The following is a 12,220-nucleotide window of genomic DNA, read 5'->3' on the forward strand; positions in this document are numbered from 1 at the left end:
ACGCCATCGCCGGCAAGCCGGCTCCAGGTGTGGGCAGGGATTCAAACAGCCAGCAACCGCTCACGCAACTTGCCAATCTCATCCCGTGTCTGCGCCGCCGCCTCGAACTCCAGGTCCCGCGCCAACTGGTACATCTTCTCTTCCAGTTGCCGAATCCGCTTGGTGATCTCGCTCGGCGAGCGCAATTCGTTCTCGTACTTGGCGCTTTCCTCGGCGGCCTTGGCCATGCCCTTGCGCTTCTTGCTGCGCGAGCCCGGCACGGTGGCGCCTTCCATGATGTCGGCGACATCCTTGAACACGCCCTTGGGCGTGATGCCATTTTCCAGGTTGAACGCGATCTGCTTGTCGCGCCGGCGCTGGGTCTCGCCAATCGCGCGCTCCATGGAGCCGGTGATGCGGTCCGCGTAGAGAATCGCCCGGCCATTGAGGTTACGTGCAGCCCGACCGATGGTCTGGATCAGCGAACGCTCGGAGCGCAGGAAGCCTTCTTTGTCGGCATCGAGGATCGCCACCAGCGACACTTCGGGCATGTCCAGGCCTTCGCGCAGCAGGTTGATCCCCACCAGCACATCAAAGGTACCCAGGCGCAGGTCGCGGATGATTTCCACACGCTCCACGGTGTCGATGTCCGAGTGCAGGTAGCGCACGCGCACGCCGTGATCAGCCAGGTAGTCGGTCAAGTCTTCGGACATGCGCTTGGTCAGCGTGGTGACCAGCACTCGCTCTTCCAGGGCGACGCGCTTGGTGATCTCCGAGAGCAAGTCGTCGACCTGGGTCAGCGCCGGGCGGATTTCGATTTCCGGGTCCACCAGGCCGGTCGGGCGCACCAGTTGCTCGATCACGCGACCGGCATGCTCGGCCTCGTAGTTGCCCGGCGTGGCAGAGACAAAAATGGTCTGCGGGCTGATGGCTTCCCACTCGTCAAAGCGCATCGGCCGGTTATCCAGCGCCGACGGCAGGCGAAAACCATATTCCACCAGCGTCTCTTTACGCGAGCGGTCGCCCTTATACATCGCGCCGACCTGCGGCACGCTGACGTGGGATTCGTCGATCACCAGCAACGCGTCGGGCGGCAGGTAATCGTAAAGGGTCGGCGGCGGAGCGCCGGACTCGCGGCCCGACAGGTAGCGCGAGTAGTTTTCGATACCGTTGCAGTAGCCCAGTTCCAGGATCATCTCCAGGTCAAAGCGGGTGCGCTGTTCCAGACGCTGGGCTTCCACCAGCTTGTTGTTCGAACGCAGGTACTCCAGGCGCTCGGCCAACTCGACCTTGATGCCCTCGATGGCGCCCATCAGGGTTTCGCGTGGCGTTACGTAGTGGCTCTTCGGGTAGAAAGTGAAGCGCGGCAACTTGCGGATCACCTCGCCGGTCAGCGGGTCGAAGGCTGACAGACTCTCGACTTCATCGTCGAACAGTTCGATGCGGATCGCTTCCAGGTCCGATTCCGCCGGGTAGATGTCGATGACATCGCCGCGCACGCGGAAGGTGGCACGGGCGAAGTCCATGTCGTTGCGGGTGTACTGCAGGCTCGTCAACCGGCGCAGCAGTTCGCGCTGGTCGAGTTTGTCGCCGCGATCGACGTGCAGCACCATCTTCAGGTAGGTTTCCGGGCTGCCCAGGCCGTAGATGCACGACACCGTGGTGACGATGATCGCGTCCTTGCGCTCCAGCAACGCCTTGGTCGCCGACAGCCGCATCTGCTCGATATGGTCGTTGATCGACGCATCCTTCTCGATAAAGGTATCGGAGGACGGCACGTAGGCTTCGGGCTGGTAGTAATCGTAGTAAGAAACGAAGTACTCCACCGCGTTGTTCGGGAAGAACGCCTTGAACTCGCCATAGAGCTGCGCGGCCAGGGTCTTGTTCGGCGCCAGCACCAGGGTGGGCCGATTGATCTGCGCGATCACGTTGGCGATGCTGAAGGTCTTGCCCGAACCGGTCACCCCGAGCAGCGTCTGGTGGGCCAGGCCGGCTTCAATGCCTTCGACCATCTGGCGAATGGCTTCTGGCTGATCGCCAGCGGGTTCAAAGCGGGTGACGAGTTGGAAATCCGACATAACGTACCTCGTGTAGTCACCCCCAGACTGTAGACCCGTCGAGGACGAAATAGACCACCACCCGCGAAGATTCAACAAAGCGGGCCGTAGGAAAAAACCATGATAGCCATAGAAGTGGTGGCGAATGTGACGGGTTTCAAGGCAATCGTCCTACCTGCCGTCCAGGATCAATGTTGCAATAAGACTAACGGTCGGCAAATAAACCGAAAAACTTGGCCGAAAAGCCATTTCGGCTGTCGCCCTTGGCGGTGATGGCCTCTATACTAGCTCCCCGTTTGTGCACCGCTCTAGTGCATTCGGCTGGAGCGCGACACGTCCCTCCATTCCCCCATAGAGCTGCCGCAAAAATGAGCCTGTTCTCCGCTGTCGAAATGGCACCACGCGATCCTATCCTGGGCCTCAACGAAGCATTCAACGCCGACACACGAACCACCAAGGTCAACCTTGGCGTGGGCGTTTACTGCAACGAGGAGGGGAAGATTCCACTCTTGCGTGCCGTTGCCGAAGCGGAAGCCATTCGCGTGGCGCAACACGCCGCCCGTGGGTACTTGCCGATCGACGGCATCGCGGCCTACGACAAGGCCGTGCAGACCCTACTGTTCGGTACCGAGTCGCCGCTGCTCGCAGCCAGCCGCGTGGTTACCGTGCAGGCGGTGGGTGGCACTGGCGCGCTGAAGATCGGCGCCGACTTCCTCAAGCAGTTGCTGCCTGACGCCGTGGTTGCCATCAGCGACCCCAGCTGGGAAAACCACCGTGCCCTGTTCGAAACCGCCGGTTTCCCGGTGCAGAACTACCGCTACTACGACGCCGCCACCCACGACGTGAATCGTGCCGGCCTGCTCGAAGACCTCAATGCCCTGCCGCCGCAGTCCATCGTGGTGCTGCACGCCTGCTGCCACAACCCGACCGGCGTCGACCTGAGCCCGGCCGACTGGCAGAACGTGCTGGACGTGGTCAAGGCCAAGAACCTGGTGCCGTTCCTCGACATGGCCTACCAGGGCTTTGGCGACGGCATCCACGAAGATGCCGCCGCGGTGCGCCTGTTCGCTGAATCGGGCCTGACCTTCTTTGTGTCCAGTTCGTTCTCCAAGTCGTTCTCCCTGTACGGCGAGCGCGTGGGCGCACTGTCGATCGTCAGCGAGTCCAAGGAAGAAAGCGCGCGCATCCTGTCCCAGGTCAAGCGCGTGATCCGCACCAACTACTCCAACCCGCCGACCCACGGCGCAGCCATCGTCGCCGCCGTGCTGAACAACCCTGAGCTGCGCGCCCAGTGGGAAGCCGAACTGGCTGAAATGCGCCTGCGCATCCGTGGCATGCGCGAGCAGATGGTGGCTGAACTGGCCAAGGCTGCGCCGGGCCACGACTTCAGCTTCGTCGGCCGCCAGCGCGGGATGTTCTCCTACTCCGGCCTGACCGTTGAACAAGTCACCCGCTTGCGCAGCGAGTTTGGCATCTATGCGCTGGATACCGGGCGTATCTGTGTGGCGGCGCTGAACCAGTCGAACATCGGTGCGGTCACAAAGGCGATTGTTCAGGTGCTGTAAGCCTTGAGCAGATAACGAGGGGGAAGCCATTAATGGGCTTCCCCTTTTTTATTAGTGTATCCCGTCCTGAATCAGGTTTACCCCTGTTTCAGGACTAGACAGTGAACACTGAACCTGTGGTGAGCGAGCGTGCTCGCGCTGGGCTGCGCAGCAGCCCCAACCCTGCCACCTTGAACTTCCTGACGAAACGCGGTGCCTGAACAAGGGGCCGCTGCGCGCCCCAGCGCGAGCAAGCTCGCTCACCACAACAATCGCATCGCCTGCAAAAAATTCACTGGGCGCAACGCGCAGCCCCTAGACTGAACCCTGACTGCCCCTTTGCTGTGAGAGCCCTATGAGAAACGACGACCTGGACCTGCGCGCCGACCGCGACGAACTGCATGACTATGCCCCACGCGCACCACAACCCAAGCGCCAGAAGAGCCTGGTGCTGCAAGTGGCGCTCGGCGTGTTCCTCGGTGGACTTGCGCTGTGGCTGGTGCAGTTGGGCGCGACCGCAATCATGGCCAAACTGGCCATGGGCACCCTGCAATTCGGCGGCTGAAAACGATCAAAATGTGGGGGCTGGCTTGCCTGCGATAGCATCAACCAATTTTGCCTGATACACCGAGGTGCCAGCATCGCAGGCAAGCCAGCTCCCACATTTGAATTACTGCGCTACCAGATCGCGTTCCTCCAACAACTTCACAAAACTGTTCAAGCTCTGTGACACCGTCCCCCGCCGCCAGATCAGCCAGGTATTCAAGATCCGGAAGTTATCCGCCAGCGGCCACACGCTCACTGCCGCGAACCCAGGCATGTTCTCCAGCATGCTGCGCGGCATCAGCGCCAACCCCGCCCCGGCGCTGACGCAGGCGAGCATGCCGTGATAGGACTCGATCTCGAAGATCTTGCCAGGCACCGCACCATCCTGTGAAAACCAGCGCTCAAAGTGGTGCCGGTACGAACAGTTGGAGCGAAAGGTGTAGATGTTCTCGCCATTCACATCCTGCCCCCGGGTGATCGGCGCGTGATGCAGCGGCGCAATCACCACCATTTCCTCTTCAAACACCGCCACGCCTTCCAGGGTGGAATGCAGCACCGGTCCGTCGACAAACGCCGCCGTCAGCCGACCCGACAACACGCCTTCGATCATGGTGCCCGAGGGGCCAGTGCTCAGGTCCAGCTCGACCTTGGTGTGCTTCTGGTTGTACGCCGCCAGCAACGCCGGGATGCGCACGGCCGCGGTACTTTCCAGCGAACCGAGGGCAAACGCGCCCTGGGGCTCCTCCCCCGCCACTGTCGCGCGGGCTTCCTGCACCAGGTCGAGGATGCGCCGCGCATAGCCGAGGAAATTCCACCCCGCCGGTGACAGGCGCAAGCGGCTTTTCTCGCGGATGAACAATTCCACGCCCAGGTCCTGCTCCAGTTGCTTGATACGCGTGGTCAGGTTCGACGGCACCCGATGAATCAACTGCGCGGCGGCGCTGATGCTGCCTTGCTCGGCAACGGCCTTGAAGATTTCCAGCTGCACCAGGTCCAATTCATTCTCCAATCGTGAATGCATTGCTTAATATTATTCAGTTTCCAGAAAAGATACAGCCCCGTACGCTGAACCCAACTTAACCATTCAGCAGGACGGTGCCATGAACACAACCACCCACGCCCTTTCGATCAACCCGGCCAACGGCGGGACGGTCGGCAGCTACGCCTACGAAACCGAGCAGCAACTGGACGCCGCCCTCGACCGCGCCACCCGCGCCTTCCGCATCTGGCGCCGCCAGCCGGTAAGCCAGCGCGCCGAATTGCTGCTGGCCCTGGCCTCCGTCCTGCGCGAACAAGCCGAGGACATGGCGCAGACGATCACTCTGGAAATGGGTAAACCCATCGCCCAGGCGCGTGCCGAAATCGAAAAATGCGCGCAACTGAGCGAATGGTACGCCGCCCACGGCCCGGCCATGCTCGCCCCGGAACCGACGCTGGTGGAGAACGGCAGCGCCCAGATCGAATACCGCCCGCTGGGCCCGGTCTTCGCCGTGATGCCGTGGAACTTCCCGGTGTGGCAAGTACTGCGCGGCGCCGTGCCGACCATGCTGGCCGGCAACACGTACGTGCTCAAACATGCACCGAACGTGATGGGCAGCGCTTACCTGATCCGGCAGGCGTTCCAGAAAGCCGGCTTCGCCGAAGGCCTGTTTGAAGTGGTCAACGTGACCAACGACGGCGTGTCCAAAGCCATCGCCGATCCGCGCATCGCCGCCGTCACCCTCACCGGCAGTGTGCGTGCCGGTATCGCCATCGGCTCCCAGGCCGGCGCCGCGCTGAAAAAATGCGTGCTGGAACTGGGCGGCTCCGACCCATTCATCGTGCTCAACGACGCCGACCTCGACGCCGCCGTGCAAGCCGCACTGATCGGCCGCTTCCAGAACAGCGGCCAGGTCTGCGCCGCCGCCAAGCGCCTGATCATCGAAGCCGGTGTGGTCGAAGCCTTCACCGCTAAATTCCTGGAGGCCAGCCGTGCCCTGGTGATGGGCGACCCGACTTCAGCCGCCACCTACATCGGCCCGATGGCGCGCTTCGACCTGCGCGACGAGCTGCACGGCCAGGTCCAGGCCACCCTGGAAGAAGGTGCCACCCTGCTGCTCGGCGGCAACAAAGTACCCGGCGCCGGCAACTACTACGCGCCGACCATCCTGGCCAACGTCACCGACCAGATGACCTCGTTCAAACAGGAACTGTTCGGTCCCGTGGCCTCGATCATCACCGCCCGCGACGCCGACCACGCCGTGGCCCTGGCGAATGACAGCGAGTTCGGCCTCACCGCCAGCATCTTCACCACCGACGCGGCGAAGGCACGCGACATCGCCAACCAGCTGGAAACCGGCGGCATCTTCGTCAATGCCTTCAGCGTCTCCGACCCCCGGGTGGCGTTTGGCGGGATCAAGAAGAGCGGTTTCGGGCGTGAGTTGTCGCACTTCGGCGTGCGGGAGTTCTGCAACGCACAGACGGTGTGGCTGGATCGCAAGTAAGCTGGCAATGACGGCTTGACCGGAATGTCTCAGCAGCGGATATGCCGGCGCACACACTGCACCAGCCCGTCCAGCGCCTTCGACTTCACCGGCGCCAGCACACAGACCGTGTGCTCGCGCTGGTCCTCCTTCACTGTCAGGGTGTAATGCACCTGGCCCGGATTACCGGGCGCGGGTGCAGTGCTTTGCGGCAACTGGAAGAAGTCGCACTTGTCGACCAGCCGCCGCAGCTCCTGCTGGTCCTGCTCAGGCAAGGTGTCCAGTTCCACCGTCTGCGACTTGGCCAGGCCTGGAAAGAACCCAGGCCCGCCGTTTTCCTTCAGCGAAATTCGCATGGTTGTTCCTCACGTCAGACAGAAATGCCGACCGCTTTCCACCCCTCCTTGACCGCCTTCTGCTCATCCTTGTTCGCACCATACAGGCGACCGGCAACATCATAGGTAATGCGCGCAAAGCGCAAAAAGCCGGAGTTGGGCCGCAGCCGCGCATCGCGCAGCGCGTCGTACCAGATGCGCCCGGCGCGCTCCCAGGCAAACCCGCCCAGTTTGGTTGCCACTTGGTAGAACGCATGGTTGGGAATACCGGAATTGATATGCACCCCGCCATTGTCCTCGTAGGTCTGCACAAAATCATCCATGTGCCCCGGCTGAGGGTCCTTGCCCAGCAGCTTGTCGTCAAACGCGGTGCCGGGGGCTTTCATCGAGCGCAGGGCGGTGCCTTTGATCCTCTTGGTGAACAGCCCTTTGCCGATCAGCCAATCGGCGTCTTCCGCGCTTTGCTTCAAGGCATATTGCTTGATCAACGAGCCGAACACGTCCGACAGCGATTCGTTCAACGCCCCGGATTGGTTGAAATACATCAGCTTGGCCTCGTCCTCGGTGACGCCATGGGCCAACTCATGACCGATCACGTCGAGGGCGACCGTGAAGCGGTTGAACAACTGCGCGTCTCCATCCCCGAACACCATCTGGGTCGAGTTCCAGAACGCGTTGTTGTAGTTCTGGCCAAAATGCACGGTGGCGTCCAATGCCATGCCGGCATCGTCGATAGAGTTGCGGTCGAAGACCTCATCGAAAAAATCGAAGGTGGCGCCCAAGCCATCGTAGGCCTCGTCCACTGCCGGATCACCGCTGGCGGGCTGCCCTTCGCCACGCACCAGCGTGCCCGGCAAGCTGTCGGTGCCCTCGGCACTGTAGATCGATCGCCGCTTGTCGGCCCCCATGGCCAGGGCCATATGCGCCGGCCCTTTGGCCGGCACGGCGACCATCCGTAGCGAGCGGAACGTTGTGTCCTTGGCGCGGGTGCGCAGCGCGACCTCCCGTTGCGCTTTGTCGCCGTTGCGCGCGATCTGGTCGAGCATATAGGGCGGTATCAGGCAGAAAATCGGATGGCGATGTTGCTGACGAACACACATTGGCTGGCTCCATTTGGCATGTGACAACGTCCGAGTAATCGATTCAGGATAGACCCAGGGGGTTAACGCGCATCATCAATTGTCATTAACCTATGTTGCAGTCGTGTTTATCCAAGGAGGACTTACCGATGCCCGCACGCAAAGCGAAGATCGACCTTTCGTACCGCCCCAGGCTCGCCGACCTGCGCCCTTTGATCGCCCCGAGCCCCACGCTGCTGGAGGCACGGGCTGCAACGCCGCGCGTCACACCCGCCAAAGACCTGAAGGACCGGCGCGGCTACGCTGAAGACTTTCTCGGCAGCTTCGCGGTGCCCTGGCCCACGGTCGAAGAGGCCTTGGCAGATGATGCACAGACGCGTCTGGACTACACGCACTTCTCAATCACGATGTCCCGCTCGAAGCGCCTCGCGCTGTACGTGGGCGTCAACGTCGACGGCGGCCAGCACGTGGACATCATCCGCAGCAACGACACCTGGGCCTACGACGGCCGCCTGCCCACGGACGCCCAGGTGGGCGAAGCGCTCTATGCCAGCAACGGCCTGGACCGCGGCCACCTGGTCCGCCGCCAAGACCCCAACTGGGGCGACGCGGCGCAAACCGCCAACCTCGACACTTTCCATTTCACCAACTGTTCGCCGCAGATGAGCGGGTTCAACCAGAAGACCTGGCTGGAGCTCGAAGACTATATCCTCGACAACACCCAGCGCTGGAAAGCCCGGGCCACCGTGTTCAGCGGCCCGGTATTCGCCGACGACGACCGCGTGTACCGAGGCGTGCAGATCCCCAAGGCGTTCTGGAAAGTGGTTGCCTACCTCAGCGATGACGGCAAGCCTTCGGCCAGCGCCTACATGATCGATCAGAACCGCGAGCTGGGCCAACTCGACCTGGTGTTCGGCCAACTCAGGACCTACCAGCGCAGCGTGATCCAGATAGAACGCCTGACCGGCATCCGTTTCGCCAACCTGGCCGACTACGACGGTTTCAGCAACGAAGAACGCGCTACCGGCACGCGGATTGAAGCCGTGATCCAGGGTCCCGAGGACATTCGTCTCTGAGCGATCAGGCCCTGGGCTATTTCGCCTCGCACGAATCAACTACCATACCGCGCCGGTTCCCAAACGGGACTAATAGGGAATCCGAAGCGCGGTCCCCCCGCGTCAATCGGAACTGCCCCCGCAACTGTAGGTGCTGAGCCTGCTCCTCGATGCCACTGGATCATGTCCGGGAAGGCTGGAGCGTGGCGACGACGCATCAGTCAGGAGACCTGCCGGCTCAAACTCAATCACTGACCGGCGGGGTGTCCGGGAAGGACATTCTTGCCTGTCTCTCGCACAGCGCTCGAGGGTGTATTTGCGAACCGTACCTCCCCAGTTCCACGTACGGTTCACTCGGAGATCGCCCCATGCTGCCACGCGTTACCGCCCTGCTCACCGGCATTGGCTTCTGTGCCCTGGCCCACGCCGCGCCTACCCACTACCCGCTGACAGTGGAAAACTGCGGCAGCACCCTCACCTTCCAGCAAGCCCCTGCCCGCAGCGTGACCATCGGCCAGGCCGCCACCGAGATGCTGTATGCCCTGGGCGTGGGCGACAAAGTGGTGGGCACCTCGCTGTGGTTCAACAGCGTGTTGCCAGCGTACAAGGAACAGAACGACCGCATCGAGCGCCTGGCCAACAATGAGCCGAGCTTCGAAGCCGTGATCGCCAAGCGTCCGCAACTGGTGGCCGCCGAGCTGGAATGGGTGGTCGGGCCGCAAGGCGTGGTCGGCACGCGTGAGCAATTCCATGAACTGAAGATCCCCACCTACCTGCTGCCCTCCGACTGCGAAGGCAAGGACAACCTGGTCGGCGCCGACGGCACGCGGCTGGAGCCGTTCCGCACCGAGACAATCTATAAGAGCATCAGCCAGCTGGCGCAGATTTTCGACGTCCAGGATCGCGGCCAGCAGTTGAACGACGAACTCAAGGCACGCCTGGCCAAGTCCGTCGCCACCGTGCAGGGCAAAGGCCTCAAGCACGCCAGCGCGCTGGTGTGGTTTTCCAGTTCGGAGATGGCCAGCGACCCTTATGTGGCCGGCCACAAGGGTATTCCCGAATTCATCCTGCAAACCCTCGGCCTGTCCAACGTGGTGCAGTCCGATGAAGAGTGGCCCGCCGTCGGCTGGGAAACCATTGCCAAGGCCAACCCGACCTTCCTGGTGATCGCGCGCATGGACCGCCGCCGGTACCCCGCCGACGACCATGAAAAGAAACTGGCCTTTCTGCGCAGCGACCCGGTGACCCGCAACATGGACGCGGTGAAGAACAACCGCATCATCATCCTCGACGCCCTGGCGTTGCAGGCCAGCATCCGCATGTTCGACGGCCTTGAACAACTGGCCACGGCCATCGACGGCTACGACCTGCCGAAATGATCCGCACCTTGCTCGCCCTGGCTCTGCTCCTGGCCGCCGTACTCGCCGGCGTCGCCATCGGCGAAACTGCGATCTCGCCGTCCGTCGTGCTCCAGGTACTGGCCAACAAACTGTGGGCGGCCGGTTATGTACTGGACCCCATCGATGAGGGCGTGGTGTGGAACTACCGCCTCACCCGCGCCCTGGTCGCCGCCGCGTGCGGTGCGGGGCTGGCGACGTGCGGGGTGATCCTGCAGTCGCTGTTGCGCAACCCATTGGCCGATCCGTACCTGCTGGGCATCAGCGCCGGCGCTTCGACCGGCGCGGTATTGGTGGCGCTGATGGGCGTGGGCGGCGGGTTGATTTCGTTGTCGGCTGGCGCATTCGTCGGCGCGATGGCGGCCTTTGCGCTGGTGATCCTGTTGGCGCGTGCCAGCGGTTCGGCCAGCGGCACCGGCCAGATCATCCTCGCGGGCATTGCCGGCTCACAGTTGTTCAATGCGCTCACCGCGTTCCTGATCACCAAGTCGGCCAGTTCCGAACAGGCCCGCGGCATCATGTTCTGGCTGCTGGGCAACCTCAGCGGCGTGCGCTGGCCCTCGGTAGGGTTGGCGGTGCCGGTGGCGGTCGCCGGCTTGGCCGTGTGCCTGTGGCACCGTCGGGCGCTGGATGCATTTACCTTTGGCAGCGACTCGGCGGCGTCCCTCGGTATCCCGGTGCGCCGCGTGCAGTTCGTGCTGGTGGGTTGCGCGGCCCTGGTGACGGCAGTGATGGTGTCGATTGTCGGCTCCATTGGCTTTGTCGGGCTGGTGATTCCCCACGCCGTGCGTCTGCTGCTCGGAACCGGGCATTCACGCCTGCTGCCGGCGAGCGCCTTGGGTGGTGCGCTGTTTTTGATTGCAGCGGACGTGCTGTCACGCACCTTGATCAAGGGCCAGGTGATTCCGGTCGGTGTGGTCACTGCGCTGGTCGGCGCGCCGGTGTTTGCACTGATCCTGATCGGCCGGAGGAATGCGCGATGAGCGTACTGAGCTGTCACGGCCTGGGCTTCAAGGTGCGTGAGGTCGAGTTGCTGCGCGATATTCATCTGGACGTTCAGCGGGGTGAAACCCTGGGGATTGTCGGGCCGAACGGCTCCGGCAAGTCCACTTTGCTCAAGCTGCTCGCCGGCCTGCGCACCCCGGCAGCCGGCGACGTGTTACTGGGCGGCCAACGCCTGGGCACGCTGTCGCGCCGTGCCATCGCCCAGCAACTGGCGGTGGTGGAACAGCAGGCCGACACCGACGACGCCATCCGCGTGTTCGACGCCGTGGCGCTGGGCCGTACGCCGTGGCTGTCGGCACTGAGCCCCTGGTCCAGCGAAGACGACGCCATCGTGAAGCAGGCCTTGCATGACGTCGACGCCACCCACCTGAGCCAGCGCGCCTGGCGCAGCCTCTCGGGCGGTGAGCGCCAACGGGTGCACATCGCCCGTGCGTTGGCGCAACGGCCGCAGATCCTGTTGCTGGATGAGCCGACCAATCACCTGGATATCCAGCATCAACTGGGGATCTTGAAGGGTGTGCAGGGCTTGCCTGTCACCACCTTGATTGCCCTGCACGACCTCAACCAGGCACTGACCTGTGACCGCCTGGCGGTGCTGGATCACGGGCGGCTGGTGGCGCTGGGTAAACCGCTGGAAGTGCTGACGCCGCCGCGGTTGCAGGAGACCTTTGGGGTGCAGGCGCATTACCTGACGGACCCGTTTGATGGGGCGCAGATACTGCGGCTACGCCCGAACTGATCAGGGCTCCTACTGTTGAGTT

Annotated in this window: 11 protein-coding genes and 1 riboswitch; of the genes, 7 read left to right on the plus strand and 4 right to left on the minus strand. The window is 62.9% G+C overall.

Going from position 1 to position 12,220, the window contains the following annotated elements:
* Positions 1 to 41 precede the first annotated feature (41 nt).
* Positions 42 to 2,057 carry an excinuclease ABC subunit UvrB gene (gene uvrB / locus BM70_RS0113380; RefSeq protein WP_010209048.1) on the minus strand — a complete coding sequence of 672 codons (2,016 nt, stop codon included), beginning with the start codon at positions 2,055 to 2,057 and terminating at the stop codon, positions 42 to 44.
* A gap of 347 nt (positions 2,058 to 2,404) precedes the next feature.
* Between uvrB and BM70_RS0113385 the strand changes: the two genes are divergently transcribed.
* Together BM70_RS0113385 and BM70_RS0113395 are read left to right on the plus strand one after the other, a co-directional pair.
* Positions 2,405 to 3,601, plus strand: coding sequence for an amino acid aminotransferase (locus BM70_RS0113385; RefSeq protein WP_025856466.1), 1,197 nt, complete (start codon positions 2,405 to 2,407; stop codon positions 3,599 to 3,601).
* 334 nt (positions 3,602 to 3,935) lie between these two features.
* The gene (locus BM70_RS0113395) at positions 3,936 to 4,145 is read left to right on the plus strand and encodes a hypothetical protein (protein WP_025856467.1); all 210 of its coding nucleotides are present in this window, start codon (positions 3,936 to 3,938) and stop codon (positions 4,143 to 4,145) included.
* Between the two features lie 105 nt (positions 4,146 to 4,250).
* Here the strand turns inward: BM70_RS0113395 and BM70_RS0113400 are convergent, their stop codons facing one another.
* On the minus strand, positions 4,251 to 5,123 hold the full coding sequence (locus tag BM70_RS0113400) for a LysR family transcriptional regulator (RefSeq protein WP_025856468.1): 873 nt from the start codon (positions 5,121 to 5,123) through the stop codon (positions 4,251 to 4,253).
* A gap of 103 nt (positions 5,124 to 5,226) precedes the next feature.
* On the opposite strand from BM70_RS0113400, the gene BM70_RS0113405 reads away from it, so the two are divergent.
* Positions 5,227 to 6,609 carry an aldehyde dehydrogenase family protein gene (locus BM70_RS0113405; RefSeq protein WP_025856469.1) on the plus strand — a complete coding sequence of 461 codons (1,383 nt, stop codon included), beginning with the start codon at positions 5,227 to 5,229 and terminating at the stop codon, positions 6,607 to 6,609.
* A 29-nt stretch (positions 6,610 to 6,638) separates the two neighbouring features.
* Here the strand turns inward: BM70_RS0113405 and BM70_RS0113410 are convergent, their stop codons facing one another.
* Positions 6,639 to 6,944, minus strand: coding sequence for a protealysin inhibitor emfourin (locus BM70_RS0113410; RefSeq protein ID WP_025856470.1), 306 nt, complete (start codon positions 6,942 to 6,944; stop codon positions 6,639 to 6,641).
* Between the two features lie 14 nt (positions 6,945 to 6,958).
* A complete protein-coding gene (locus BM70_RS0113415) occupies positions 6,959 to 8,023 on the minus strand; it encodes a M4 family metallopeptidase (protein WP_025856471.1) in 1,065 nt (354 codons plus the stop codon).
* Positions 8,024 to 8,151: 128 nt separating this feature from the next.
* Between BM70_RS0113415 and BM70_RS0113420 the strand changes: the two genes are divergently transcribed.
* The 4 genes from BM70_RS0113420 (at position 8,152) to BM70_RS0113435 (ending at position 12,198) form a co-directional block, all read left to right on the plus strand.
* Entirely contained in the window at positions 8,152 to 9,078 is a 927-nt protein-coding gene (locus BM70_RS0113420; protein WP_025856472.1) for a DNA/RNA non-specific endonuclease, read from the plus strand.
* A 36-nt stretch (positions 9,079 to 9,114) separates the two neighbouring features.
* Positions 9,115 to 9,310, plus strand: a riboswitch (cobalamin riboswitch).
* A 115-nt stretch (positions 9,311 to 9,425) separates the two neighbouring features.
* A complete protein-coding gene (locus tag BM70_RS0113425; protein WP_025856473.1) occupies positions 9,426 to 10,436 on the plus strand; it encodes an ABC transporter substrate-binding protein in 1,011 nt (336 codons plus the stop codon).
* Entirely contained in the window at positions 10,433 to 11,437 is a 1,005-nt protein-coding gene (locus BM70_RS0113430; protein WP_025856474.1) for an iron ABC transporter permease, read from the plus strand. Before BM70_RS0113425 ends, BM70_RS0113430 begins: the two co-directional genes overlap by 4 nt.
* Positions 11,434 to 12,198, plus strand: a complete 765-nt coding sequence (locus tag BM70_RS0113435; protein ID WP_025856475.1) for an ABC transporter ATP-binding protein — start codon at positions 11,434 to 11,436, stop codon at positions 12,196 to 12,198. The genes BM70_RS0113430 and BM70_RS0113435 overlap by 4 nt, the downstream gene beginning before the upstream one ends.
* The last annotated feature ends 22 nt before the right edge of the window (positions 12,199 to 12,220 follow it).

The organism is Pseudomonas sp. CHM02, assembly GCF_000612585.1.
Taxonomy (GTDB): Bacteria; Pseudomonadota; Gammaproteobacteria; order Pseudomonadales; family Pseudomonadaceae; genus Aquipseudomonas.